The sequence below is a fragment of the Thermococcus paralvinellae genome (genome assembly GCF_000517445.1).
GTDB classification, from domain to species: domain Archaea; phylum Methanobacteriota_B; class Thermococci; order Thermococcales; family Thermococcaceae; genus Thermococcus_B; species Thermococcus_B paralvinellae.
The window spans coordinates 1,046,310-1,072,471 of the sequence record NZ_CP006965.1; the positions used below are offsets into that span (position 1 = coordinate 1,046,310).

The 26,162-nt window shown below is 40.3% G+C and carries 27 protein-coding genes and 1 tRNA gene; 16 read left to right on the forward strand and 12 right to left on the reverse strand.

Going from position 1 to position 26,162, the window contains the following annotated elements:
• Positions 1-2: 2 nt before the first annotated feature.
• A complete protein-coding gene (locus TES1_RS05790) occupies positions 3-1,352 on the reverse strand; it encodes an NfeD family protein (RefSeq protein WP_042681025.1) in 1,350 nt (449 codons plus the stop codon).
• Between the two features lie 142 nt (positions 1,353-1,494).
• Here TES1_RS05790 and TES1_RS05795 point away from each other — a divergent pair, with 142 nt between their 5' ends.
• The 5 genes from TES1_RS05795 to TES1_RS05815 all read left to right on the forward strand — a co-directional run bounded on the left by TES1_RS05795 (position 1,495) and on the right by TES1_RS05815 (position 6,437).
• Positions 1,495-1,782: a hypothetical protein gene (locus TES1_RS05795; RefSeq protein ID WP_042682753.1), complete on the forward strand. Its 288-nt coding sequence runs from the start codon at positions 1,495-1,497 to the stop codon at positions 1,780-1,782.
• Positions 1,779-2,651: a DNA-3-methyladenine glycosylase family protein gene (locus tag TES1_RS05800; RefSeq protein ID WP_051408181.1), complete on the forward strand. Its 873-nt coding sequence runs from the start codon at positions 1,779-1,781 to the stop codon at positions 2,649-2,651. The genes TES1_RS05795 and TES1_RS05800 overlap by 4 nt, the downstream gene beginning before the upstream one ends.
• Entirely contained in the window at positions 2,611-2,937 is a 327-nt protein-coding gene (locus TES1_RS05805) for a hypothetical protein (protein ID WP_042681026.1), read from the forward strand. Before TES1_RS05800 ends, TES1_RS05805 begins: the two co-directional genes overlap by 41 nt.
• On the forward strand, positions 2,915-3,310 hold the full coding sequence (locus TES1_RS05810; RefSeq protein ID WP_042681028.1) for a hypothetical protein: 396 nt from the start codon (positions 2,915-2,917) through the stop codon (positions 3,308-3,310). Before TES1_RS05805 ends, TES1_RS05810 begins: the two co-directional genes overlap by 23 nt.
• A gap of 103 nt (positions 3,311-3,413) precedes the next feature.
• The gene (locus tag TES1_RS05815) at positions 3,414-6,437 is read left to right on the forward strand and encodes an alpha-mannosidase (protein ID WP_042681029.1); all 3,024 of its coding nucleotides are present in this window, start codon (positions 3,414-3,416) and stop codon (positions 6,435-6,437) included.
• Here TES1_RS05815 and TES1_RS05820 read toward each other — a convergent pair.
• Positions 6,424-6,915, reverse strand: a complete 492-nt coding sequence (locus tag TES1_RS05820; protein WP_042681031.1) for a type II toxin-antitoxin system VapC family toxin — start codon at positions 6,913-6,915, stop codon at positions 6,424-6,426. The genes TES1_RS05815 and TES1_RS05820 overlap by 14 nt on opposite strands.
• Before the next feature lie 67 nt (positions 6,916-6,982).
• On the opposite strand from TES1_RS05820, the gene TES1_RS05825 reads away from it, so the two are divergent.
• The 6 genes from TES1_RS05825 (at position 6,983) to TES1_RS05850 (ending at position 12,068) form a co-directional block, all read left to right on the forward strand.
• Positions 6,983-7,504, forward strand: a complete 522-nt coding sequence (locus TES1_RS05825; protein WP_051408182.1) for an Lrp/AsnC family transcriptional regulator — start codon at positions 6,983-6,985, stop codon at positions 7,502-7,504.
• A gap of 301 nt (positions 7,505-7,805) precedes the next feature.
• Positions 7,806-8,018 (forward strand): hypothetical protein, encoded by a 213-nt coding sequence (locus tag TES1_RS05830; protein WP_042681033.1) that lies wholly within the window; start codon positions 7,806-7,808, stop codon positions 8,016-8,018.
• 1 nt (position 8,019) lies between these two features.
• A complete protein-coding gene (locus TES1_RS05835) occupies positions 8,020-9,561 on the forward strand; it encodes a sodium:solute symporter family protein (protein WP_042681035.1) in 1,542 nt (513 codons plus the stop codon).
• A gap of 50 nt (positions 9,562-9,611) precedes the next feature.
• Positions 9,612-10,379, forward strand: a complete 768-nt coding sequence (locus TES1_RS05840; RefSeq protein WP_042681037.1) for a LamB/YcsF family protein — start codon at positions 9,612-9,614, stop codon at positions 10,377-10,379.
• Positions 10,380-10,383: 4 nt separating this feature from the next.
• Positions 10,384-11,076, forward strand: a complete 693-nt coding sequence (pxpB, locus tag TES1_RS05845) for a 5-oxoprolinase subunit PxpB (RefSeq protein ID WP_042681039.1) — start codon at positions 10,384-10,386, stop codon at positions 11,074-11,076.
• Positions 11,073-12,068: a 5-oxoprolinase subunit C family protein gene (locus TES1_RS05850; protein WP_042681041.1), complete on the forward strand. Its 996-nt coding sequence runs from the start codon at positions 11,073-11,075 to the stop codon at positions 12,066-12,068. Before pxpB ends, TES1_RS05850 begins: the two co-directional genes overlap by 4 nt.
• An 8-nt stretch (positions 12,069-12,076) precedes the next feature.
• Here TES1_RS05850 and TES1_RS05855 read toward each other — a convergent pair whose 3' ends face one another.
• Positions 12,077-12,505, reverse strand: a complete 429-nt coding sequence (locus TES1_RS05855; protein ID WP_042681043.1) for a UPF0179 family protein — start codon at positions 12,503-12,505, stop codon at positions 12,077-12,079.
• Between the two features lie 29 nt (positions 12,506-12,534).
• On the reverse strand, positions 12,535-13,575 hold the full coding sequence (locus TES1_RS05860; protein ID WP_042681045.1) for an NAD(P)-dependent glycerol-1-phosphate dehydrogenase: 1,041 nt from the start codon (positions 13,573-13,575) through the stop codon (positions 12,535-12,537).
• Between the two features lie 96 nt (positions 13,576-13,671).
• On the opposite strand from TES1_RS05860, the gene TES1_RS05865 reads away from it, so the two are divergent.
• From TES1_RS05865 to TES1_RS05880, 4 genes are all read left to right on the forward strand, one after another.
• Positions 13,672-14,478: a DUF63 family protein gene (locus TES1_RS05865; protein ID WP_042681046.1), complete on the forward strand. Its 807-nt coding sequence runs from the start codon at positions 13,672-13,674 to the stop codon at positions 14,476-14,478.
• Positions 14,479-14,480: 2 nt separating this feature from the next.
• A complete protein-coding gene (locus TES1_RS05870) occupies positions 14,481-15,236 on the forward strand; it encodes a bifunctional fructose-bisphosphatase/inositol-phosphate phosphatase (RefSeq protein ID WP_042681048.1) in 756 nt (251 codons plus the stop codon).
• A 48-nt stretch (positions 15,237-15,284) separates the two neighbouring features.
• Positions 15,285-15,392 (forward strand) — tRNA-Met (locus tag TES1_RS05875).
• 78 nt (positions 15,393-15,470) lie between these two features.
• Positions 15,471-15,962, forward strand: a complete 492-nt coding sequence (locus tag TES1_RS05880; RefSeq protein ID WP_042681050.1) for a hypothetical protein — start codon at positions 15,471-15,473, stop codon at positions 15,960-15,962.
• Here TES1_RS05880 and TES1_RS05885 read toward each other — a convergent pair.
• The 6 genes from TES1_RS05885 to TES1_RS05910 form a co-directional block, all read right to left on the reverse strand.
• A complete protein-coding gene (locus tag TES1_RS05885; RefSeq protein WP_042681051.1) occupies positions 15,914-16,573 on the reverse strand; it encodes a segregation and condensation protein A in 660 nt (219 codons plus the stop codon). The genes TES1_RS05880 and TES1_RS05885 overlap by 49 nt on opposite strands.
• A gap of 12 nt (positions 16,574-16,585) precedes the next feature.
• Positions 16,586-20,113 carry a chromosome segregation protein SMC gene (gene smc / locus TES1_RS05890; RefSeq protein ID WP_042681053.1) on the reverse strand — a complete coding sequence of 1,176 codons (3,528 nt, stop codon included), beginning with the start codon at positions 20,111-20,113 and terminating at the stop codon, positions 16,586-16,588.
• A 99-nt stretch (positions 20,114-20,212) separates the two neighbouring features.
• Complete coding sequence (locus tag TES1_RS05895) at positions 20,213-20,671, reverse strand: DUF835 domain-containing protein (RefSeq protein ID WP_042681054.1); 459 nt, start codon at positions 20,669-20,671, stop codon at positions 20,213-20,215.
• 205 nt (positions 20,672-20,876) lie between these two features.
• A complete protein-coding gene (gene mce, locus TES1_RS05900) occupies positions 20,877-21,278 on the reverse strand; it encodes a methylmalonyl-CoA epimerase (protein ID WP_042681056.1) in 402 nt (133 codons plus the stop codon).
• A complete protein-coding gene (gene meaB / locus TES1_RS05905; protein WP_042681058.1) occupies positions 21,275-22,234 on the reverse strand; it encodes a methylmalonyl Co-A mutase-associated GTPase MeaB in 960 nt (319 codons plus the stop codon). Before meaB ends, mce begins: the two co-directional genes overlap by 4 nt.
• Before the next feature lie 48 nt (positions 22,235-22,282).
• The gene (locus tag TES1_RS05910; protein ID WP_042681060.1) at positions 22,283-22,717 is read right to left on the reverse strand and encodes a cobalamin B12-binding domain-containing protein; all 435 of its coding nucleotides are present in this window, start codon (positions 22,715-22,717) and stop codon (positions 22,283-22,285) included.
• 250 nt (positions 22,718-22,967) lie between these two features.
• Between TES1_RS05910 and TES1_RS05915 the strand changes: the two genes are divergently transcribed.
• On the forward strand, positions 22,968-23,633 hold the full coding sequence (locus TES1_RS05915; RefSeq protein ID WP_227738462.1) for a PHP domain-containing protein: 666 nt from the start codon (positions 22,968-22,970) through the stop codon (positions 23,631-23,633).
• On the opposite strand, the gene TES1_RS05920 is transcribed toward TES1_RS05915, so the two are convergent.
• Both TES1_RS05920 and TES1_RS05925 read right to left on the reverse strand, forming a co-directional pair.
• Entirely contained in the window at positions 23,619-24,179 is a 561-nt protein-coding gene (locus TES1_RS05920; protein ID WP_042681064.1) for a Maf-like protein, read from the reverse strand. The genes TES1_RS05915 and TES1_RS05920 overlap by 15 nt on opposite strands.
• A 109-nt stretch (positions 24,180-24,288) precedes the next feature.
• Positions 24,289-26,097, reverse strand: a complete 1,809-nt coding sequence (locus tag TES1_RS05925) for a PINc/VapC family ATPase (RefSeq protein ID WP_042681066.1) — start codon at positions 26,095-26,097, stop codon at positions 24,289-24,291.
• Between the last annotated feature and the right edge of the window lie 65 nt (positions 26,098-26,162).

The following is a 26,162-nucleotide window of genomic DNA, read 5'->3' on the forward strand; positions in this document are numbered from 1 at the left end:
TTTCATTCACCACCTTTACTTTCTTCCTCAAACTTTTTTTCTTTTTCCCTAACAACAATAAGCTTCAACCCCTCTATTCCCACAACTCTAACTTTTTCACCAATGTTTATGCTTTCTCCAGTTTTATTAACTGCCCTCCAAAGCTCGCCCCTTATTTTTATCATGCCTTCAGGCACTAATGGCTCAATAACTTCCCCTGTTAATCCTATCATTTCCTCTTTTCCAGTTTGGGCTTTTCTTCTGTGGGCTCTTATTACTGCTGCCATTCCGAAGGCAAAGAATAACGCCAATAGGATGCCAATTGTTATTATCACGAGTCTAAGCTGTGTGTACACTTCTTTGCTTACTAAATAATCCACGCCACCACCTCCGCTGAATAAGAATATACTGCCTAGAACAAACGAGATAAATCCAGCAACTGTGAACAAACCAAATGTTGGAGTCAATGCTTCAGCTATGAAAAATAGTATTGCCAAGAATATCAACAAAAGCCCAGCACTTCTATAGCCAAAGTATCCAAGGCCTATTATCGCAAGGACAATCATTATCGCTCCTGCAGTTTCTGGGACGTGCCATCCTGGACTTAAAAACCCTAGAATCAGTGCCCAGATTCCAAGAGTTAAGAGGACATATGCGATAACTGGGTCTGTGATGTATGTAATCAACTTGTCCTTAAGGGTGGGTTGCAAATACACAATTTGTGCACCTTTCAAATCCAGAGTTACATACCTTCCATTAACTGGGAGTTTTGTTTTCATTCCATCAGCTTTGTTAAGAAGATCGTTCAAATCATATGCTATGACCTCAATGATGTTGTACTTCAATGCCTCTTCAGGAGTCAAACTTAAATCTTCGGTTATGAATTTTTCAGCAATTGTTGCATTTCTTCCACTTGCCCGGGCCAAGCTCTTAATGTAAGCGATGTAAAAGTTTACAATCTTGTTTGGTGCTTCAATTATGCTTCCGTTTTGGGAGTAACCAAGAATTGGTCTACATGCCCCAATACCAGTTCCTGGAGCCATTGCTATCAGATGAGAGCCTAATGCTATATAAGTCCCAGCGGAGGCTGCCATAGCTCCAGATGGGTAAACATAGACTATTACCGGAACTCTTGCAGTCTGAATTCTCTGTATTATGTTCTGCATTGCATCCCCTCTTCCCCCCGGGGTGTCAAGCTCGATGATTATAGCGTTTGCATTAGCTTTCTCAGCGGCAGTTATGTATCTATCGAATTGATCATAAGTATATGATGTTATTTGACCCCTGATCTGGGCTACATAAACTGTTTTAGCTTGGGCAAATCCAGGTGTGAGAAGGATAAGTAATGCTATAAACAGTAAAACTTTTCGCATTTATCACCACCTTGTATAAAATTTGTTCCTTCAACCTAATTAAAGTTTTCTCTCAGATTTTCTTACTAGCGTTTAAATTTGGATTGAAATGTAGTAAAATCTCGAAAAAACTATAAAGAAGGAACGATATCTTTTATTGATGATGAAAGAGGAAATTAAGAAATTTAAGGTTGTTAAAGGGAATGAAAAAATTAAAATCGCGTGGAAGGTTATACGAAATGCAGCAAAGTATTCAAATAGAGAACCATTTTGGGAATTCCTGAGGGAACAGTTTGGGATAAAAGACAGAGAGATTAAAGAAATCATGTTGTTCTTAGAAGAGGCAGGTGAGTTGGAAATTAAGCGTTCTCAGGATGGAAAACGCCTTTATGTTTCTACCCTAAAGGATATAAAGGAAAATCCAATCAAACTTGATCAATGGTTAAAATGATAGACCTCAAAAAGGTAATCCATGAGATGATAAAGAACAAAACTTGGAAATATGAGAATGGAATATTCTGGCAGGCTTTGGATTATGGCATAGTTGGTTTTGATGGAGAGAACTTTTACCTGCCATATTATCTTTCATCAAAAGAAAAGAAAGACGCAAAAGAAAAAATTGAGTTCATTCTTGGGCTTAATACTGATTTGGAAAAATTTTATGGTGAAATTCAAGATTCAAAGTTTGCATTTCTTATTGATGAGTTCTATGGATTGACAATTCCAGCTGCTCCATATAAGTATCAAGCTCTGGTTGAGACAATAGCCCAACAACAAGTTAGCTTTGAATTTGCCATGAGAACTATTAGGAATTTAGTCGAGCTAGCTGGCAAGAAAATTGGAGATCTATATGTTTTTCCAAAGCCAGAGGACATATCAAAACTAAGCATTGAAGATCTGAAGAAAGCGAAGCTCGGGTATAGAGCAGAATACATTAGAGAGCTTACTGACCTTTATCTAAAAGGGAAGCTCAATTTAAGCCTTGACCATTTAACAGAGCAAGAGGCAATAAAGTATCTTACAAAATTCCGAGGAATTGGGAAATGGAGCGCTGAGTTTTTCCTCCTTTATGGACTCAGACGAAATGTTTACCCAGCTGGGGATTTGGGGCTGAGGAGAGGTATTGCCAAAATTTTTGGAAAGAAAACTAAAGAAGTAAAAGAAAAAGACGTGAGAGAGATTATAGAGCCTTATGGAAAGTGGAAGAGCTTATTAGCGTTCTACATCTTATGCTATGACAGGAAGACTGAAATGGAGAAGAAAGAAAAAGGTGAATCCAATGGAGATAATTCTTCCAAAAGAAAAGTTCAAAGAGCTTAAAAAGCTCAGCAAGATGGAAATCATAAAATTAATCGAGGAAAATCTCAAAAAAGCTGAAAAAACGCTAAAAGCTGAACGAGAAACCTTTCTTAATGAGAAGAAAGCTAAGCTTGAGGAAAAGCTAAAAGAAATCGAAGAACAGCTTGAAGCTCTAGAGAGGTTTTATGAAAAAGCTCTGAAAGATAGAGAGTTTATGCGTGAGATGAGTGAAAAATTAAGAAAAGAAAATGCAGCTTTGAGAAAAGAGCTGGAGGAGAAAAAGCGTGCGCTTGAAAATAAAACCTGAGAGAGGACTTGGAAAAATTGAGGTTGAGATTAATGAAGACCTCTGGAAGAAAATAAGAGATCTCGGCGAAAAATACAAGGCTAGTGAAGACTACATTTTAAGGATAATTCTTACTGGAGAATTTAAAACTCCAAAAGGAGACATTGAGAAGCTGGAGAATGAGGTTAAAGAGCTTGAAAAAAAGGTTTATGAGCTTGAAAAGAAGTGGGCACCTCTTAGATACAAAGCCTATGGAGTTAGTGAAGATAATAAAATTTTGGCTATAGAGCTGAGCGGGCTTTTAGCTGAAAACACACAGCTTAAAAGGTTTTTAAGAAAAAAGATCAAGCCAAATTTTGAGCTTAGAAAACTTATTGAATACTACATCCGATAAAATTATAGCGGATGATGAGTAAATTTAAGCGGAGTGATGAAGAACCCTATGAGCGCTGACGCTTTATTTTCTTCTACTTTTAAAATTTAGGAGTGTGATAGCTATGATGGGCTTAGCCGAGATTGAGAGAAAAGCTTTTGATTTAATGGCTACTTCTATTAGGAAATACAAACTCCTAAATACATGGGAATCAGAGGGAAAAACCATAAAGCTACCATTCCAGAGAGAAGCTGAGCCAAATACATTGGTAGTCTTTTCAAGAGAGATTGAAGTTCCTAACGATGGTCTTAAATGGTTTTTGAAAGTCTCTATGGAAGGAAATGCTTTAGTAAAACTTGACGGAATGGCATATGGAACAATAGATGATATTCACACTTACATCCCAATCCGTTCTGGAAAGCATAAACTTGAGCTCATAGTATCTCCTCTAACAATGTTTGGATACCACAAATGGCGTATTAAAATTGATTATGCAATGCTCGTTGGGATTATGTGGGAACCTTATGTCCTAGCTCAAAGACTGCTTGATTTAGTGAGCTTCATTGAGATAATCCAGGAAGAAGATTTGAAAGAAGCTTTAATGAAAGAACTCTCAGATATCCTTATTCGGGTTAAGAGCGTTCCAAGTATTAAGCAAATTACTCTTCTTAGAATGCTCCTTTATGATGGAGGTTTAGGAATTAAAGAGCTCAAAATTGGACGCTTTGATGTAAGAGAGGTCAGACCTGATTATATGTTTCTCTCTGCAGTGTATGGAATTGGTGCTATGAAAGGAAAAATTGAAGATATCCCCAAGCCGAAGAGAGAACACTACCTAAAAGAAATTGATAGGATTCATAAAGAGCTTGAAGATGCACTTACCAGACTGAGAAGGGTATTCCCAAAAATTGGCAAAGCTTACGCTTTCGCACATTCTCACATAGACGCTGCTTGGCTATGGACATATGCCGAAACAAAACAGAAGATTCTGAGAACTTTTTCGACAATTGAGAGGCTCATGAGGAGGTATGGAATAACATACATCCAAAGCTCAGCCCAGTACTATGAATGGCTTGAGGAGCTTGACAAAGAACTTTTTGAGAAAGTTAAAAAGTATGTCAGAGAAGGAAAATGGATATTGGCTGGAGGAATGTGGGTCGAAAGTGATGTTCAGCTTATAGACGGTGAATCCCTCGTGAGGCAGTTCTTGTACGGCCAAAGATACTTCCTTGAAAAATTCGGGAGAATAGCAAAGATAGGGTGGCTTCCTGATACCTTTGGCTTCTCTGCTTCTCTGCCACAGATAATGAAGAAGAGCGGAATTGAAGTCTTTGCTACATATAAGCTCTTATGGAATGAAAGGAACGAGTTTCCATATCATGCCTTCATATGGAAGGGAATTGATGGAACAGAAATCCCTGTTCACATTATGATGAGCTACAAGTCTTCAATGACTGCCAAAAGCCTCTACAAGCAGTGGAAGCGCTATAAGAACAAATATGAAGTTCCCTTTTTGCTCTATGTCTACGGATATGGTGATGGTGGCGGAGGAATTACATGGGAAATGGTTGAGATGATGAAGCACATGAACAAAGTCCCTCACATCCCAAAGATAGTCAAAGGGTACGAGGATGAGTATATCTCAGAATTTAAATCATGCATTGATAAGATGCCTACATGGGAAGGTGAGCTTTATGTTGAGGTACACAGAGGGACGTATACAACAAACCTTAAGATGAAGAAGTACATGGCAGACGCTGAATCAGTTTTGAGGAGTGCTGAAATCTGGAGCACAATAGCTGAGATGCTTGGACTGGTTGAATATCCAAAAGAGAAGCTTGAAAAACTCTGGAAGAGGGTTCTGCTGCATCAGTTCCATGATGTTCTGCCCGGCTCCTCAATAAAAGAAGTTTATGATGAGGCTATTGAGGACTTAAAGAAAGTAATCAGAGAAGCAGAGGAAATAATTCACAGTGTATTGGAGAGAATTGCTGAGAAGGAAAGCAGTGCCCTAGTCTTCAATGACCTGCCTTGGGAGAGGAGAGAGGTAGTTGAGGTTAATGGAGAATATTACCTCCTTGAGGCTCCACCTCTGGGTTGGAAAGCCTTTGAGCCTATTGAAGTCAAAGAAGGTATTAAAGTCAAGGCTGAAGGAGATAAAATAGTACTTGAGAACGAGTATCTAAGGGCAGTTATAAATAAGGATGGAGAGTTGATTTCCCTTTATGACAAAGAGAATAAGAGAGAGGCATTAAGAAGCACCAGCAATGTCTTGATGGCTCATATAGATACGCCGGGCATGTGGGATGCTTGGGATATAAACGAGGACTTTCTGATTCAAGGTGAAAAGCTCAAAACACTTGAAGAAGCCAAAGTGATTTACCAGAGTCCATTAATTGCGGTCATCAAAGTAGTCAAAGGCTATGGCAGTTCAAGGGTGACCCAGTTCATAAAGCTCCGCAAGGAATCAAAATTATTGGAGTTTGAGACTAAAGTCGACTGGAAGGACAAGGAAATTCTGCTTAAGGCATGGTTCAACTTCAACACACACAACTGGAGTTCCTTTTATGATATTCCTTATGGTGTAATAGAAAGAGCAGCAGTAAGAAACACTCCTTGGGAACAGGCCAAATTTGAGGTTCCAGCTTTGAGATGGGCAGATGTCTGCGATGGTGATTACGGAGTTGCTATAATTTGTACGTCAAGGCACGGTTACACAAACTGGGATTCAAAGATTGGACTTAGTTTGCTCAAGTCGCCAATTTATCCAAACCCATGGAGCGACTTAGGAGAGGGTGAATTCACATACTACATCTATCCCCACAAGGGAGATTGGTTTGAGGGAGAAGTTTACAAGAGAGCACTGGAAGTTTGGTCAAAGCTTAGGGTTGTCAAGGCTAGATGGGTTGAAGGAAAAGCTAAGGGGTTTAGTTTTATGAGAACAGATGCAGTAGTTGGAGCGTTGAAGAAGGCAGAAGATGGAAATGGATATATCCTAAGGCTGTACAATCCATCAAAAGAAGAGCTTGAAGTTGAACTGCCAAAAGAAGGCATCAAAATGGACATGATTGAACTCAAGGAACTTGGAAAGGTTGGTAGAAAAGTCAAGCTAAAGCCCTTTGAGATCAAAACGATTAAGATTTCTTAGTCTTTTTCCTTCTACTCTTCTTTCTTGGGAGTAACCTAACAGGACTCCCGCAATCAGGGCAGATGCTCCCTGGTGGCTCACGCTTAAATTTCTTGTTGCATCCAATGCATACATATCTCCAGCGGATTACTTTCTTTATGCCTCTTTTGAGCGTTTTAAACCTTATTCCAAGGGTTTTGGCAATATTCTGGAGATTGTAATCATCAGTGAAAAGGACAGCTTTGAGTTCATAAGCAAGGGCAAGAACTTCAATATCTGCTTCGCTCAGCTCATCTAATTCCCCTGTCTCAAGGGCTTTCGTCTTAATAACCTCAATGCTCTCCTCTAAAGGCATCAAAACTTTTACTTTGCCAGCACTGATTAAACTCTCCAGAAAGAGTCTCGACTCAGGGTCTTTCACTTCTTCCACTACTTTTGGTGTGGTATAACCTTCAACATCAATTCCCTGAATAAATATTGCGGCATCAATAACGAGCATGATAAAAGTTCAACGTTAGGGTTAAAGCTTTATCCCCCAAATTGATTCTAATGTTAGGGGTGATTGTATGAATGAAAGATTCCGCTATCCAATAAATACTGATGAACTTAACTTCTGGAGAAAGGTCTTTGGTGGAATTTTAGACGACTTGGATCTCAAAATATACTTTCTGCTTAGAGAAAATGGACGAATGAGCGATACTGAAATTGCCAAAAGACTTGGCGTCTCTGCAACGACAGTTAGGAGAAGGCGCTTGTTCTTACAAGAGAAAGGGTATCTTCAAATTATTGGAATCTTGATTTTACAAGAGCTTAATCTGGCATATGCTGATGTCTTGGTTAAATTTGAAAAAACTGCATCAGAGAAGGACATAGAGCAGTTCATTAATGATGCCAAGCAAAACTACAGAATCTTTGAAATTGCAGAGTATGCTGGAAAATATGATGTTCTACTTAGATTCTTTGAGCGAAATTTACACATATTAACAAGAAGTGTACATAAGTTTCTATCTAAGTATCCGTATATAGCCGAATATGAAATCCTACCAGTAACTCAAAGCCCCAAAGCCTTTGATAAAAGATTAAAATAAAGCATAACATAACATTACTGTCATTATTTATTTAGCTTTGAACATTGTAATACATTGGTGTGCTTTTTATTTTGAAAATTGTCATCATTTTAGAGCATTCGATTATAAATGCTCAACAATAGCGTTGAAATTTTACATTGCATTTAAGGGGCTTTAACTTTGTAAAAGAGATTATCCTTCGACGACATTGGTAAAATCAATTCTAATTTTGGACTGTGTCGAAAGTTCTTTTTTTAAAATAAGCTTTATATACCCTTAAAATAATAATTCAACTTGCAACTATTTCCAAGGAGGGATTTGGATGAATGCAAAACCTTCTTGGATAAATGACCGAAATTTAGCGATTTTGACAATAGTGCTGTGGATATTCCCTTTCGCAGTGTATCTCTTCAATACACCAGAACCCTCAATACTCAGCATGAGCAAACCATTCGCCTACTCAGTGATCTGGTGGATTATTGCCTTAGGTATGTTTGTTCTCTGGGGATATTATGATCTGAGAGGTGGTGAGTAATATGGAAACATGGCAAATTGCCACAACAATTATAGTAATTTACAGTATCCTCGTGATAGGCATTGGTATTTTCGCTGGTAGAGTTCTTAAAAGATCCATGGAAGATTTCTATGTCCTTGGTAGAAAGGGAAGCACTCTGGTTACATTCTTAGCAACAGCGGCTACATACCACAGTGCATTCGCCTTTTTAACAAGTGTAGCAGTATTTGCAACGGCGGGAATTACCTTCTGGATCGTAGCTTCTGCTTGGACAGTTTTGGCTGGAGTGTTCATGTATCTCGTTGGCCCTAGAATCTACAGGATTGGAAAAGCCAGAGGTCATATAACACCTGCAGATATGCTCAGTGACTTCTATGACAGTAAAACTCTTGGTCTCATAACTGCAATTGTCATGGCACTCTTCATCATTGCATACATAGTTGTTCAAGCAGTAGGACTAGGAATAATTTTAGATGTTGCAAGCCAGGGGCATATTCCATACCAGTGGGCATCCCTTGTTTTAATCTTAGTTGCAGCAATTTACCTCTTCCTCGGAGGTCTTAGAGCAGCTTATTGGACAGATGTTCTGCAGGGTATTTGGATGTATCTGGGAATCTTCCTTGCAGCTGCTCTAATTGTTGGAAAACTTGTTCCAGGAGGATTCACAGCTCTAATGGATTCAGTCAGGGCGGTCAATCCAAAACTCTTGACAATGAACTGGACACCTCAAAAGACATTGGGAGCAATTTTGATCTATGGTCCCGGTTTGATGCTCTTGCAACACTTATGGATTAAATACTACATTGCCAAAGATGAAAGGTCTCTTAAAGCTTCTGCTATTGGAACTGCAATTTATCTCAGCACATACTACATTGCAGCAGCATTAATAGGTCTCTCAGCTGCAGTTGCCAATGTTAAGGGAGTCCCAGGAGTACTACAACCAGGGTTTATTTCAGCACTTAAGGCCCAATATGGAAGTGCAGATGCTGTTGCTGCAGTGATGATATACAAGCTCCTTAATCCGGTTTTGGCAGGTTTCCTCCTTGCAGGTGCAACAGCTGCTGCAATGTCAACTCTCGACTCATTCTTAGGATCAACTTCAATGATCTTAGTTAGGGATATCTACCAGAAATACATCAAGCCTGATGCTGATGAGGGACACTATATATTCGTAAGTAGGATTTTCATGATAATCTGGGCCCTTATAGGATGGTATTTCGCCCTACTTAAGCCAGGTTTAATTTTCAACATAGCTGCAATAGCATGTGCTGGTGGACTACAGTTCTTGCCTTTAGTATTACAAGCTGTCATTCCAACAACAAAGAAGTATATAAACAAGAATGGAGCAATCTGGGGACTAATAGTAGGAAGCATCTTGGCAGCATTCCTATCACCACAGATAGGAGGAAAGTTGCACCTTCCAGTTCTTGAACATCCAGCAGTTGCAGGGCTTGTTGGAGTTATCGCAAATGTTGTAATTGCCCTTATAATCAGTGCTCTAACAAAGCCAAGTGAAAAAGAAATTGAGATTATGGAAGCATATAAGAAAGTTCTTCAGGCATGATATCTTTTTAATCTTTCAATTTTTACATTCTTTTGGTGGAGGTGATAATTATGAAAGTTGACCTCAATTCTGATCTTGGTGAAAGCTTTGGAAGATACAAACTCGGCATGGACGAGGAAGTTATGAAATACATCACATCAGCCAACGTTGCATGCGGCTGGCACGCTGGAGATCCATCAGTAATGAGAAAAACCGTTACGCTTGCAAAAGAAAACGGCGTTGAAGTAGGTGCTCACCCAGGCTACCCAGACCTTATGGGCTTTGGTAGGAGATACATGAAGATAACAAGAGAGGAAGCGAGGAACTATATTCTCTACCAAATTGGAGCTTTATATGCATTCGTTAAAGCAGAGGGCTTAACCCTACAGCATGTTAAACCCCATGGAGCTCTCTATAATGCTTTAGTCAAAGATGAAGAGCTTGCAAGGGGAGTTCTTGAGGGAATAGCAGATTTTGACAAAAAGCTGATTTTTGTAGGATTATCACTCTCAAAACCCTTAGAGATTGCTGAAGAGATGGGGCTTAAAGTTGCTCACGAGGTCTTTGCTGATAGGGCTTACAACCCAGATGGAACCTTAGTTCCAAGGAGCAAGGAAGGTGCAGTAATTCACGATAAGGAGCTTATAGCGGAAAGAGTAATTTCAATGGTCAAGGATGGTGGCGTTAAAGCAATCAACGGTGAGTGGATTGAGCTTAAAGCTGATACAATTTGCGTCCACGGTGACAATCCAAAAGCTCTTGAGATTACAGCGTACATCAGAAAGCGCTTAGAGGAAGAAGGAATCAAGATTGTGCCAATGAAGGAAGTTATAAGGTGATTCCATGTTCCCTCAGTTCAAACCAGCTGGAGACTCCGTTCTAGTTATAATTTTTGGGGACAGAATAGACGAGGGGATTAACAAAAAAGTCCATGCAGTTGCCAATGCCATAGAAAAAGCTTCTCCAGATTGGCTTATTGAAGTTGTTCCCACCTATACAAGCATCTATGTGTATTATGACCCACTCAAGCTCAGCTATCAAGAAGCCCTCGATGCCATTAAGCCTTTCCTCTCAGCGGAACCAAAAGAGGAAAAGCCAAGGATTGTAAAAATCCCGACGGTTTATGGTGGAGAATTTGGACCAGACATTGAGTTTGTAGCTCAGCATAATGGTTTGACTATTGATGATGTCATTGAAATTCACTCAAAGCCACTCTACAGAGTTTACATGCTTGGATTTACGCCAGGATTTGCCTATCTTGGAGGAATGGATGAAAGAATTGCAACTCCTCGTTTAGAAAAGCCACGGTTGAAAGTGCCAGCAGGGAGTGTTGGCATAGCTGGAAAGCAGACAGGTATTTATCCCATAAAAAGCCCCGGCGGATGGAGACTGATTGGGAGAACACCGCTGAGACTTTTCACTCCAGAGAAAGATCCACCAACTTTGTTACAGCCGGGTGATTATGTCAAGTTCGTACCGATAAGTGAGGAGGAGTTTTGGAAAATTTATAAGAGAGAATGGGGCGAGCAGAAATGATTGAGCTCGTTAATGTTCCATCTCTCACCACAATCCAAGACCTTGGAAGATACGGCTACCAGAAGTTCGGAATCCCCGTTAGCGGAGTCATGGACGAAGTGAGTGCGCGCTTAGCTAACTACCTCGTTGGGAATCATGATAACGCTCCCTTAATCGAATTTGTCTTAAAAGGTCCCACTATAAGATTTCACTCCTCAGCAGTTTTTGCAGTTGCTGGAGATGTTGAAGTCAAGCTCAATGGTGTTCCTATTGAGCCTTGGCAGAGCCATTGGGCTAAGCGGGGAGATGTTCTTGAGATAGGAACTCTAAAGAGTGGTGTTTATGGATATATAGCATTCGCTGGTGGAATTTTATGTGATAAAATCCTTGGAAGCTGCTCAACTTATTTGAGGGCAAAGCTTGGGAGAGCTTTGAAGCAGGGAGATAAGCTCAAGCTTGGATATGCAATTCTGACAGGGAAAGAAGGGAAAGTTCTGCCAGAACCATTAATCCCACGCTACTCAAACGAAAGTGAAATTAGAGTGATTCTAGGCCCTCAGCTCGATCATTTCACAGAAAAAGGTATTGAAACTTTTCTAAGCTCAACTTATGAAGTCACGCCAAATTCAGACAGAATGGGCTACCGTCTGGAGGGTCCAGAGATAGAGCACTCCGAAAAAGGAGCAGACATAATCACCGATGCAATTCCTTTGGGAGCTATTCAGGTTCCAGCCAACGGGAAGCCAATAATCATGCTAGCTGATAGGCAGACAACGGGAGGTTATGCAAAAATTGGAGTAGTTGCAAGAGTTGATGTGCCAAAGGTTGCCCAGACGAGAGCAGGAGGAAAGCTGAGATTCAAAGCAATAAATGTGGAAGAAGCCCAAGAGCTGCTTAGAAAGAGGGGATTTTTATTCAGGAACATCAAGCGCCTCCTTGATGGAGAAGTGAGAGGTTACAAGATAAAAGCGCTTGGAAAAGAGTTTATGGTTTTTGTGGAAAAAGAGAAATAGAGAAGAAATTACTCCTTTTCCCTCATAACTTTGACTACTTTGTATTTTTTACCGTTGCACTCGATTTCACCGACAATTTCAAGAATTTTAACAGTATCGCCCTCAAAAAGCCCCTCTGGCCTGATTACGTCCTTCTTTTCTGGGTCATCGCATTCAACGAAGTTAATTTTAATTTTTGAACCGACTATTGCAAGCCTGGACTCTATTGCCACCTCTATAGAAGGCTCAACAACCTCAACAACTCTGACTTTTCCTTCATGGAGGGGACAAGAGTGTTCTATGTTCCTTACTCGTACCACTTTGTACCTCCTTCCGGGTTCTAAGTTCCCAACGCAGACCCTAGCTAATCTGCAGGTTTTGCATGGGTCAGCTGGGCCGTAATAAATGAATTCAACACCAGGTTTAGCTAACTTTTCACCAACTAATGTGATTACCATTCTGACACCTCCTATGTGAATGGTGATAATCAAATAACTCCAGTGATTTTAGCAGCTTTTTCAGCCGCTTCTCGCGTTAAACCATCCTTTCCCAAGATAGTGTATCTCTCAGGTCTGATTGTATGCGCAATGGTTAGAGCTTCAATAATATACTCCGGATCAATACCTAGTTCATATGCATTTGTTGGAGCGTTGACCTTCTTTAAGGTTTCCCTAATTTTCTGCCACTTCAGTCCGTGAAGATAAGCCATAATTATCGTTCCAACACCACACTGCTCACCGTGCAGAGCTGGCTTAGGGGCAATTAAATCCAGGGCATGGCTGAAGAGATGCTCAGCTCCGCTTGCTGGTCTCGAAGAACCGGCTATGCTCATAGCAACACCGCTTGAAATTAAGCCTTTTATCACTTTTCTAACGCTTTCTTCATTACCCAGTCTTATAATGTCAGCGTTCTTTATCACCATTTTGGCACTCATTAAAGAAAGAGAAGCTGCATATTCACTGTAATATTCTCCTTTGAGCTTGTGAGCCAGTTGCCAGTCTTTTACCGCCGTTAGGTTGGAGATCATGTCCCCAACTCCAGCGGCTAAGTAGCGGTATGGGGCAGTTTTGATGACTTTTACATCGGCGATAACAGCTATCGGTGGTTTTGCTTTTATCGAAGTCTTGGTATTAAGGTCTTTAATTGAAGCATTTGCGCTTGCTATACCATCATGAGAAGCAGTTGTGGGGAAGCTGATGAAAGGAATATTGCTCTTGAATGAGGCAAGTTTAGCAACGTCAATTATGCTCCCACCGCCGACAGCAACAACCCATTGAATATTCTCATTTTTTATCTTCTCAACTGTTTTCTCAACTTCTTTCATTGAAGCTTTTTTAATTGTTAAACTGTGAACATCAAAGCTCTCTTTTAAGTGATGCTTAACTTCTCTTCCAGCAATCTCTTTAGTTTTAGGTCCGTAAAGAATCAGGACTCTTTCGCCTAATTTTAGCCTTTTAGCAACTTCCCCGACCTTATCTTTCAAATTTTCTCCAAGAAGAACCTCGCGAGGTAATTCCATTAAGTGCATGACCATCACCTTTGCTTATATTTCTCTCTCGAAGCTTAAAAATTAATTGGAAAGAAAAGCTTTAATTGGAAAGGGCAAACTCTTAGTGGTGATTAAATGGGAGTAAGTGAGATATTCCAAGAGTACTTTGTGAATCCAATAAAATACAACACTGGCTATAATGTCGTTAACACATTAACATACGCAATCATTTTGGGAATAGCGGCACTGGCAGTTTATAAAATTCTAAAACGACTTGGAATAAAATATGACAATGCGTTTTTTAGAGCGTTAATCCCCTACATGATATTTGGAGCATTTACGAGGGCATTAACTGATGCAACTATCTATCCAAGGACGTATTTGACAGTGACTCCTGGAATATATGTGCTTACTTTTGCAATAACCTTCACCGCACTGCTCATTACACATAAGCTCTTTGAAGACTGGAGAAAGGTGTTTCTCTACTTTGGCTGGGCACTGGTAGGCTTTGATTTTGTCATGTTGCTGACACATTTAGATAAAGTTCACTTCACTTGGATTGTGCTGAAGTACTTTATCCCAGCTGTGATAATAGCAGAAGGAATCATCTATCTGATGACAAAGAAAATTGAACTCGTTAGAGAAAACAGCTACCTCTTCTATGCCCACTTTTATGATGCAACGACAACTTTTGTTGGCATCCAGTTCATGGGCTATTGGGAACAGCACGTCCTTCCAAGATTTTTAATTAATTTAACTGGAACAGCGGCGGTTATGTATCTCTTAAAGTTTGTAACCCTAATGATAGTGCTCTATCTCATGAAAGAACTGCAGGAAACTGAAAGTGACAAAGAGCTTATGGATTTCATCAAAACAGTAGTCTTTATTCTCGGATTTGCTCCGGGGACGAGGAATTTATTAAGAATGCTTATGGGGGTTTGAAAATGTATGAATGGAATGAAATTGCTCTAAGTATTGCAAAGGAAGTTGAGAAGGAAATACTCCCTCTTTTTGGGAAGCCAGAAGGTGGAAAAGTCATTGGAGTTAGTCCCAGCGGAGATAAGACAAAGCTCGTTGACAAGATTGCCGAGGATATTGTTCTTAACGCACTAAAACCTCTTGGCGTGAATATTGTTAGTGAAGAAATCGGAAATATTGATGCTGGAAGTGATTACACAATTGTAGTTGACCCTGTTGATGGTTCGTTCAACTTTATTCACGGCATTCCAATTTTCGGCTTCAGCTTTGCTGTGTTCAAAGGTAGCAAGCCAGAGTATGCAATGCTCTACGAATTCATGACAAAGAGCATTTATGAGGGAATTTCTGGGGAAGGAGCTTATCTCAATGGTAGACCGATCCATGTCAGAGAACTCAACGAGAAAGCAATAGCGATAAGCTTTTACACGAGAGGTAGAGGAGTAGAGCTTATAAACAAAGTTAAGAGAGTCAGAGTGCTTGGAGCTATTGCAATAGAACTTGCCTACTTAGCAAAAGGTTCTCTCGATGGAGTTTTAGACATTAGGAATTACGTGAGGCCGACAGACATAGCAGCGAGTGCTTTAATAGCTAAAGAAGCAGGGACGATAATAACTGATGACACTGGGAAGGAGCTAAAATTTGACTTAAGCGCCTCCGAAAAGCTGAACATCATAGCAGTTAACGACAAAAGATTGCTCAAGCTGATACTGGAAACCATTTAGCACAACGAAAGATTTAAAAATGCATCACAAGGAGGTATATGCGGGCATGCCGGGGTAGCTTAGCCTGGTCAAAGCGCCCGGCTCATAGGGCGACTCCCCTTCGGGGGAGCCTGAGAAACCGGGAGATCCGGGGTTCGAAGCCCCGCCCCGGCACCATAACAAACTTTTCTCGCGAAAGTTTGACTAAAACTCCAGACACGTCACATTTTTAAACTCCCCCTCCAACCTCAATCCATGCTTCTAACGAATCACGCAAAGCAGAGAATTGTCAAAAGGTTGTCAAAGAGGAGAAAGCTTGAGCGAGTTTATTCTGCACTTTTGGATTTCCTCAAAAATGCAGAAAGGATTGAGATTAATGAAAAAATCGTCATTTTTACAGATAAGCGAAAATCCCTCGTATGTACAAAGCTTGATGCCGAGCTTTTGAACTTTAATAAAATTATGGAAAGAATGGAGGATATCAACGAGACTTATGAATGCGTTTTCTGGGGAAAAGAGAAGTTTATAAAAGTTACAACACCTCAAAAGTTCCTTGAGCAAGTTTCCAAAGGCAAATATTACTTCTACATCAACAAGGAAAAGAAAGTCCTCTACATTGGAGATGAACCTCCACTGTTGGCAATAACCCTCAGGCCAGCAAAGAGAAAAGAGAGAATTTTGGAAGAAGAAACCAATCCTCAAGCTTCCACTGGAACGACATATATGTCCCCAAACGGTTCCTCCTGAATAAGCTCAACCTTCCCCATGTTTGCTAAAAACAGCAGATAAAGGAAAGTTCTTGCAACTATCTTTGGACTTGGGTCAAACACAAGCTCCCAGAAGCTTATTTTCTCCTTAGTCTCCTCATAGAGCTTCCTAACAATTGCATACAGCCTGTTCACGTGCTTTTCAATGTCAACTCTGAAGTCATCAACAACAAAGATTTCCTCCTCAATCTCAACCTTTTTCTTTGCCTTTGGTTTCCTTTTCTCCACATCTTCAAGAGCATCCATGAGAGCTTCAATCAAATCATCTAAAGTATAGTAGCGCTCGACTCTTCTGAGAGGGGGAACATAGGGTTCAACTTCTACCCTTATGCGTTCTTCTCCCTTTTCTTTTTCCTCTTCCTTTTCATCTGCATAAAGCAAAGCCTCAGTCTTCATTCTCAAAAGAATTGAAGCTGCAAGGATAGCTCTTGCTGAAAGCCTCAAATCAAGTTCCTTCATTTCTCTCAGACGTTCGATGTATTTCTCTGTTAAATCCACTATATCAATGTTCCAGGGGTCTACTTTGCCCATTGTGACGAGCTGTAAGAGAATATCAATGGGGGTTATTTCCTCTTCATACTTGCGTTCCATTTTGGTCACCTATTAAAGTCCTAGAGCACTCCTTTGCTTTGCCTTCTCAAGGTACTCCATTGCCTTCTCCAAGCTTAGGCTGACAACCCTTGAAATTCCATCTCTCATTGAAACACCGATTATCTTTTCAGCGTTTGCCATCATGACATCTCTGAGTGTTATAACTATAAACTGGCTGTGCTGGGATGCCTCTTTTATTAGGTCAGCGACTCTCTTGACGTTTGCATCATCAAGGTGTGCATCAATCTCGTCGAAGAGGTAGAACGGAGCTGGTTTATACCTCTGGATTGCAAAGACAAATGCCAAAGCTGTCAAAGCTTTCTCTCCACCGCTCATTGCTTCTATTCTCTTCACTTCCTTTCCAGCAGGCTTTGCCTCAATCTCGAGACCACCACTGAATGGGTCATCTGGATTCTCAAGGATTAACCTTGCACTCCCACCAGGAGAAAGCTTGGCAAACAATTCTGAGAAGTTCTTGGCTATTGCATTAAGCGTTGTCATGAAAACGTTCTTCTTTTGAGCTTCAATCTCATCTATGAACTCTAATATGCTCTCCTTCTCTGCCTCAAGCCTTTCCCTCTTTGATTTAAGCTCCATGTACCTCCTTTCGACAATTTCAAAGTCCTCGATAGCTTTCATATTAACTGGTTCAAGCTCCTTGATTTCCTCTTCCATCTGCTCAATCTCTTCCCTCAGCTTTTCAAGGTCAAGTGGAATTTCCTTCACTAGTTTTGTATCGTGGTGCTTGAGCTCTCTGTTCTTCTCTTGGAGCTGGGCAGTATACTGGGCAATCTTAATCTTAAGCGTGTTTGCCTCAATCCTAAGCTCCTGCAGTCTGTTATTAAGTTTGTCTTTCTCCTCCCTTAGCTGGATTATCTCTTTCTTCAACTCTTCCCTTTTATCTCTTAAGGCCTTAAGCTCCTCTTTGACTTCACTCTCTTGTTCTTCTAACTTCCTCAGCTCTTCTTGGAGCTTTGATATGTCTTCTTCATTCTTTGCTATGCTCTGCTTGAATGCATTAATCCTATTTACAAGCCCTTCAATTTCCTCCTCAAGGTCAGCCTTTCTTGGAAGTAATTCCTCATTAATTCTCACATCAAGGTTCTCAAGCTTTGATTCAACTTTGCTTAACTCTTCCCTAAGTTTGCTTATTTCATGCTCAACTTCTCTAATCTTCTGATTGAGTTCTCTAGCCTCTGGATTATCTAAAGCTTTCTTTAACTTGTCTTTTTTCTTCTCCAAGCGCTCAATCTTTCCTTTGAGCTTTGCAAGCTCGCCTTTTGTATCATAGATTCTCTTTTCAAGAGCTTTAATTAGCTCTTCGCTCTCTTTAATCTCTTCACTCAGGAGTTTGTCTTCCTTCAGTAATCTGTCCATGTCCTTTTGAAGAACATCCAAGTCTTTACTGACATCACTCTTTTTCATCCTAAGCTCAAACAGCTCTCTCTCAAGACCTCTATACTCAACCTTTAATGCATTAATCTCAGCCTCAAGTCTTTCTTTTTCCCTTTCAAGATTTTCTACTCTCTTTTTCATCTCTTCAGTGTTCACGGCCAATCTTGCTTTGGGTTTATAATAACCACCAACTATGGCACCGCTCCTCTCAAGGAGCTCTCCGCCAAGTGTCACCATCCTGACTTTGCCTATTCCAACGGCTCTTGCTTCGTCCATGTCATTAACTATCAGTGTATCTCCAAGTGCATAAGCAACTGCATTCTGGAACTTAGGGTCATAATCTACAACATCCATCGCTGGAATCCCAAGGGAAGGCTCCTTTAGAGAGCGAGGTTTTATTTTGTTCAGAGGCAAGAAAGTTAATCTTCCAAGTCTATTTTCCTTTAGAAACTTGATTGCTTTCTCAGCAACTTTATCATCTTCAACAACAACATTATCAGCATGAGAACCTAAAGCAACATCAATGGCAACAAGATAGTTATCATCCTTAATCCTGATTAATTCAGCTAAAGATCCATAAACTCCTGGGATATTTGCTTTCTTCAAAGCTTCAATTGCACTATTTCTGCTGACTTCCTTTTGAGCCTCCGCTTTTATCAACTCTTGCTTAGCTTTCTCCAGCTCAGGAACAACTTTTTGAAGTTTCTGCTGTTTTTCCTCAAGTTCTCTCTCAGCCTTTCTAAGTCTCGCTTCACTTTTCTGCATTTTGCTCTCTATCTCCCCAAGTTCAGCTTTTTTCTCATCAATCTTTGTCTTAAGCTCTTCTATTTTGTTCTTTAGGGTTAGTCTTCTTGCGTTATTTTGGACAATTTTACTTTTCAGTCTTTCTATTTCTTCCTCAAACTTTCTTATATCACTTTCTTTCATGTAAAAGTCACGCTTTGCATTTTCAAGCTCTTCTGTAACCTTATCGAACTCCTGCTTTGCTATAGTAAAGTTCTTATCAATCTCACCAAGCTTTATAATCAGCTCATTTCTTTCTTTCTCTTTCTCCTCTATTTCCTTGAGCAGCTTTTCCTTCCTCTTGCTCCATCTCTGTATTGCAGATTTGCTTTTTTCAATTTCCTCTGAAATCTTCTTGAGTTCCTCTTTACTTTTAATGAGTCTTCTCTGGCTTTCCTCAATTTCCTTCTTAGCCAGCTCAATGTTCCTTTTTGCCATCTCAATCTTTGATCTTACATCACTTATCTTTCTCGTAAGCTCTAAAATGCCATCTTCACTTTTTTCCTCCAGCTCCTTTTCTATTTTAGCTAATAGGTTCTCTTTTTCAATTATCTCCTTTACAATTTCTTTCAATCTACTCTCGACCTCTTTAGTTTCCTCTTCTATCTGCTTGTCTCTCTCTTCACTTTCTTTAATGAGCTTTTCAAGTCTCTTAATTTCTCCTACAAGGAGGGTAACCTTGGCTTTTTCTAGCTTCTCCTTCAAATCTAAGTAGCGTAATGCATCGTTTCTTTCCTTCTCTAATTTGTCCAACTGCCTTTTGACTTCATGTATAAGCAGATCCACCCTTGCAAGATTTTCTTCTGCCTGCTTGAGCTCCTCCATAGCCTTCTTTTTCTTTGCATCATACTCGGCAATTCCAGATATCTCATCAATTATCATTCTCCTCTCAAGCGGAGACATTTTGATGAACTTTGTAATATCACCCTGAAGAACCAAGTTGTATCCCTCAGGCGATATCATTGCAGCGCTCAAGATATCGAGAATATCACTTCTACTTGTTCTTTTACCATTAAGCCAGTATGTACTCCTTCCATCAGGATAGACTCTCCTCTTTATTACAACCTCATCCTCATCTACTGGAAATCCTCTATCTTCATTGTTAAAATAAATTGCAACTTCAGCATATTTAGCTGGAGGTTCCTTTTTAGTCCCTGCAAAAATTAGATCGCTTATCCTTGTGGCACGCATTGCTTTAGCAGAGAGTCCACCAAGAACAAAGAGTATAGCATCCCCAATATTACTCTTCCCACTTCCATTAGCACCAACTATTGCCGTGAATCCCCTAGAAAAAGGAACAACCACTTTTTTGTTACCATATGATTTAAATCCTTTCATCTCAAGCTTTTCAATGTATGGCATCTCATACACCTAAGGGGAAAGATTGGAATAGAGGCTATATATAGCTTACTACACTACATAACACTACAATATTGGAATGTCATGGAGATAATAAGACCCCTATCCCTCAACAATTCGTTTAAGAAGAGCAATCACCCTCTTGTCCAGTCCTTCACTAATACTCACAATAAATCCAGAATTATTCAAAAGTGCCATGTCTCTAAGCTTTCCTGTAAATTTCAGTGCCGCTTCAAGACCCCGTTCCATCATCAAATATTCGAATGCATCCAAAACTATTATTGGTGATTCTCTCTCTATTATTTCCCAAACTTTTTGCTCAATAACATATAACTCCGAAGGGGAGACAGCATTGGGATGATCCACCTTACTTACCCAAATCCAAAAAGAGTCATCTTGCTTATTTGGAGGGTTTCTACTTATTAGAACTTTTTTCCTATTAGGGAACCTGTTTAAGATTTCTGGCACCCTGGAATAATGAACTACTTGGAAAAGTGAATTCTTTTCTTGACATTTCTCATCATCAATGGAATTCATGTCTGCAATAAACATCTTGAACATTATCCATCCCTCTCTGGATATAGGTCCAACTTATATTGATTTTAACCTAATAGAATATTGACACTTATTGGAACATACAGATTTTAGGAATAGGACATCTTGCCAATAATTGATTAAATTCCAAATTTATAAAGCTTTGCCCTTATTTTTCAGTAAATGTATGCCCAAAAATATAGAAAAGATACAAGTTTTAACATAATATTGGTCATTCCTTTCTTTCACATAATTCTAACAAAACACCATTGACACTTTTTGGGTGAACAAACGCTATCTTTGCACCGCCTGCGCCAATTCTTGGCTTCTCGTCAATCAGCCTGAACCCTTCCTCTTTAAGCTTCTCCAAGTGTTCTTCAATGTTTTCAACGCCAAGAGCGATGTGATGAATGCCTTCCCCTCTCTTAGCAATGAACTTCGATATTGGAGAATCCTCACTTGTCCCTTCTAAAAGCTCAATTCTGCTTTCACCAACCTTAAATACAGCAACTCTAACTTTTTGGTCTGGAACTTCTTCAATCTCAGCAACTTTCAACCCAAGCTTTTCCCAAAGCTTTACTGCCTCATCCAAATTCTTAACGGCAATACCAACATGGTCAATTTTCTTTATCATACCTTCACCCCCAGAGTTTCCTCCAAAACAACCTCAGCAGCAGAGTAAGGATCAATTTCTCTTTTTACGATTTTATCAATGAGTTTTGAGAGCTCTTTATCTCTGAGCTTTTCACTAATTTTCCTCGCAACGGAGTCAGAAACAATTGTCTTTATCTCCTCCTCTGCCCTAAACTTCTTTTTTCTCTCAATTTCCCCACTCTCTTCAAGGAATTTCTTGTGCTCCTTTATTGCTTCCCAGAGGTCTTTAATGCCTCTCATAGTGACTGCAACTGTCTCAACTATCGGCGGCCTCCATCCTCTTTTCTCCCACTTCTCCTTTTCAAGGTCAAGCATCAAATTGAGCTCAAAGAAAGTTGCATCTGCTCCCTCTTTATCAGCTTTGTTTATGACGAATATATCTGCAATCTCCATTAAACCCGCTTTGATTGCCTGAATGTCATCTCCTAAGCCGGGAACGGTTACTAACACTACAGTATCAGCTGTTTTAACGATATCAATTTCAATCTGCCCAACACCAACAGTTTCAACAAAAATAACATCACATCCATAGGCATCAAGGACTTTTATTGCATCATTTGTTGCTTTTGCCAGTCCACCCAGACTTCCACGAGTAGCCATGCTTCTGATGAAAACTCCAGGATCCGTTGAGTGCCTCTGCATTCTAATCCTATCGCCAAGCAATGCACCACCAGTGAACGGGGAGGTGGGATCAATGGCAATGACTCCAACTATTAAGCCTTCATTACGAGCTTGTTTTATGAGTTTGTCAAGGAGTGTTGACTTCCCAGAACCAGGAGGGCCAGTAATGCCGACAATATAAGCATTTCCAGTGTACTTGTAAATTTTTTTCACTATTTCACGGGCCTTTTCTTCATCATTCTCAACGAGAGTTATTAACCTTGCAGTTGCCTTCTTATCTCCCTTGAGCATCCTCCCAATTAAGTCGTCGATCATTTGCATCACTTGGTTTAATTATCCAGCTTAAAAATATAAAGTTTAGGATTATGTCTCCTCCTTGAATCTCTTTAGGTTCTTAACACTCTCGTCTATGAACTCTATCACCTTATTCAATGGAGTTCCAGGACCAAACACTTCGGCAACACCCATCTTTTTGAGCTCTTCCGCGTCATCAGGTGGGATTATTCCCCCAGCAAAAACAACTACGTCCTCGTTAATCTTCAAACCTCTCTCTTCGAGAAGCTTGAGAATCTTAGGAATAAGAACCATATGAGCTCCAGATAGGATGCTTATGCCTAGAACTGCGGCGTCTTCTTGGATAACTGTTTCTACTATCTGCTCGGGAGTCTGCCTTATACCGGTGTAGATGACCTCGAAACCTGCGTCACGTAGTGCCCTCGCAACCACCTTAGCCCCCCTGTCATGGCCATCGAGGCCTGGCTTAGCTATTACAACTCGAACTTTTGAACGCTCGACCATTTCCCTCCACCAAGTTTTCCCTACTCTCTGTTCCTATTTAAAAGTTGTCAAAACTAAAGGTTCAACTTTACATTGGATATTTTGTCCAGGGATTTGGAAAGTACAAAGTTTACAAAATCTGAACATACATGTTCATAATATGGCAATGGACAAAAAGAATAGATGGCATTTCTAACCTCAAATCTCGACAAATATTCACCATGTTTAAGTCTTAAACCAAAAAGCATTTAATTGACTCGGCATCTACAATATGCAGGTTTTTAGAATGATAGACCTGCACACCCATACTCAATATTCTGATGGCATTGGAATGATTAGAGATAATGTTGCTGAAGCGGAGAGAAAAGGGCTTAGGCTAGTTGGTATAAGCGATCACATTCACCATTTCACTCCCAAAAAATTCAATACATACATTTCTGAGATTGAACAGATAAAGAAAGAGAGTGAAATTACTGTTCTAGCTGGGATTGAAGCTAACATCTTCACAACAGGCGTTGATATAACCAGCGAAATGGCAAAAAAGCTTGATTATGTTATTGCTTCCGCCCACGTATGGCTTGATCCTGAAGGAATTAACGTGTATCTTGATTTAATTAAAATAGCAATTCAAGACGAAAATGTAGACATAATTGGACATTTTGGAAACGTTTTCCCCTATATCGGATACCCAAGCTATGAGGAGTATTTAGAAATTGTTGAGCTCGCCGAAGAGTACGGCAAAGCCTTTGAAATCAGCTCCCGCTACAGAGTTCCAGAGCTGGATTTCATTAAGCTGTGCATCAGAAGGGGAATTAAGCTGACATTTGCAAGTGATGCCCATATTCCCAGTGATGTTGGGGCTATTAGGTGGAGCGAAAAGGTCTTCAAAAAAGCTGGTGGAACAAGGGAGGACTTGCTATTTTCAGAACTGCTTTAACGGAAATCCCAGCTTTTTAAGCTCGAGCACAACTTTAATTGGCAAGCCGACAACATTGTAAAAGTCTCCATGAATCCACTCTATGAAAATGGCAGCTTTTCCTTGGATTGCATAGGCTCCAGCTTTGTCTAAAGGCTCTCCCGTGCCTACATACCACTCAATTTCTTCCTCACTAAGCTCCCTAAACTTAACTTTCGTGACTTCAAAGCCGGTAATCTCCTTTCCTTTGTGGATTATGCAGTAGCCTGTGATAACCTCGTGAACCTTTCCGCCTAATAGCTTAAGCATTTTCTTTGCTTCTTCTTTATCTTTGGGTTTCCCAAGGACTTTGTTCTCAAGGACAACTATTGTATCAGCTCCAACAACAGTGCCTCCCGTTCTGTTGTACACTTCCCACGCCTTTCTCCTTGCGACTTCAATTGCCTTCTCTCGTGGGTTTTCCCCAATAACGTTTTCATCAGCGTTACTTGGCACTACCTTAAAGTTCTCAAAGAATCTCCCCAAAATTTCCCTTCGTCTTGGGCTTTGAGATGCTAATATGAACATCGAAAGGGACTTAAGAACTTAGGATAAAAACCTTTCGGGCGATGATGACAATTTCGCTAGCTGAAGGTGATGACTACCCTCGCAACTGAGCTCTTGAAAATATTAAAATTCAAAGGGAAGCCCAAATTTCAATTCCAGCTTCAAGCAAGCGCTTAAGCTCCCTTCCAATTGGTGTGTTCTTGTTCACCTTAACTATGCCCTTCTTTGAGGGCGTTGCTGTGAACACATACTGCTCTCCACCGAAGAACTTCAAAGGCTTCTTTGCATAATCTGATGAAACTCTCAAGACAATCTGCTTCTTCTTTTCTTCTACCTCAACTGGTATCTTCTCTTTTGGCATCTCCTTCATCTTCTCTTCAAAGCTCCTCACGTCAATGCTTATGCCCAATCTCTTCTCAATCTCTGTGATTCTTTTGCCCTTCTTTCCAATTATTGCCGGAATGTCAAACTCATCTGCATAGATCACTGCTTTGTGCGGGCTTACAAGCTCGACTTCAGTATAAACATCTGGCAGGAATTTTTTGATTTCTTGCTTGAGCTTCTTCTCTGCTAATTTCATAGCTGGTGGCTTTTCCTTCTTTTTCACTGGAACAACACTTATCTCTTCACCGTAGGTGTAGATTTCATATTCAAGCTCTCCGGTCTCAAAGTCTCTGACTTCAATTACTGGTCTTGCCAAGTCTTCCTCCGTCATTCCGCTTGGCACCTTAACCTTATACTCAAGCGTCAGAACCTTGTCAACTTTTCCAGCCTTGATGAAAATCACTGTATCAACTATCTGCGGTATCATACCCAATTCAACCCTTCCAATGAAACGTTGAATTGCATCAATAGGCTTAGTGGCATGAACCACACCAACCATGCCAACGCCAGCTAATCTTAGGTCAGCGTAAATTTTGAAATCACTTGTTTTTCTCATTTCGTCGAATATCGTGTAATCTGGTCTGACTAGGAGCAAAACATCTCCTGTTTTTTCCATTCTGCCACCAAGAGCTGTATATTGAGTTATCTCCTCGCTTACTTGCAAGTCTCTCGGCTTTTCCATTGTCTTAACTATTTTACCCATTGAGGCATAGTATTCAGCCAAAGCTTGGGCAAAGGTTGTCTTACCTTCCCCAGGAGCACCTGCAATAAGTATCCCTTGGGCTTTGTCTGTTAATCTTTCCAAAAGCTTATCTGAGAGCTCGTAATCTTCAATGCTGAGCTTTGTAATTGGTCTAACCGCTGTAATTTCAATTCTGTCAGCAAATGGTGGCCTTGCTATCACAATACGATAGTTTCTGAGCTGAACAACAGTTGCTCCTGGCTCATCAAGTTCAATGAAAGACTCCGGATCTCTCTTTGCCCTTTCAACTATATCATCTGCTATTTCCTCAAGCTCCTCGTCCGTTAGTGGTTCATCTCTAATTGGAACTAAACGCCATTCACCAGGCTTTCCTTTCTTGGCTAATGGTCTTATTCCCGCCTTAAGATGAACACTCATGGTGTGTTCGTCAAAGAAGTCTTCCAAGCGATGTTTAACCTCTTTTCTGCCTGTTAGATAGACAACCTCAATTCCCTTGGCTATGGCAATATCCCTTTGAACTTGATCTCCGGTAATGAGGACTGCATTAAGCTCTCTCGCGACTTCTCTGACCATGTGGTCTATTTCTCCCGCCTTTGCTCTTCTAATCTGCCAGAGTTCTGGTCTCTCTCCATAAAATTCAAGCAAAATTTTATTTTCATCTGCCATCTTCCTTAGCTTCTTAAGCTCCTCCAGTCCCACATGTCCTATTGCTTTGCCTTCGTTAGCTTGATGTTCAATCTCAGCTATAACTGCTTCTGGAATGATTACTTTAACTTTCTCACCTAGACTCTCTAAATATTGAGTCAACCTCCCGTCTACAATCACACTTGTATCTGCAACGAATACTTTCATGATCTCACCTCGCAAGCCGTAATTATCTTGACTTATAACCTTTGTCATTCTCTATGGCTAAAACT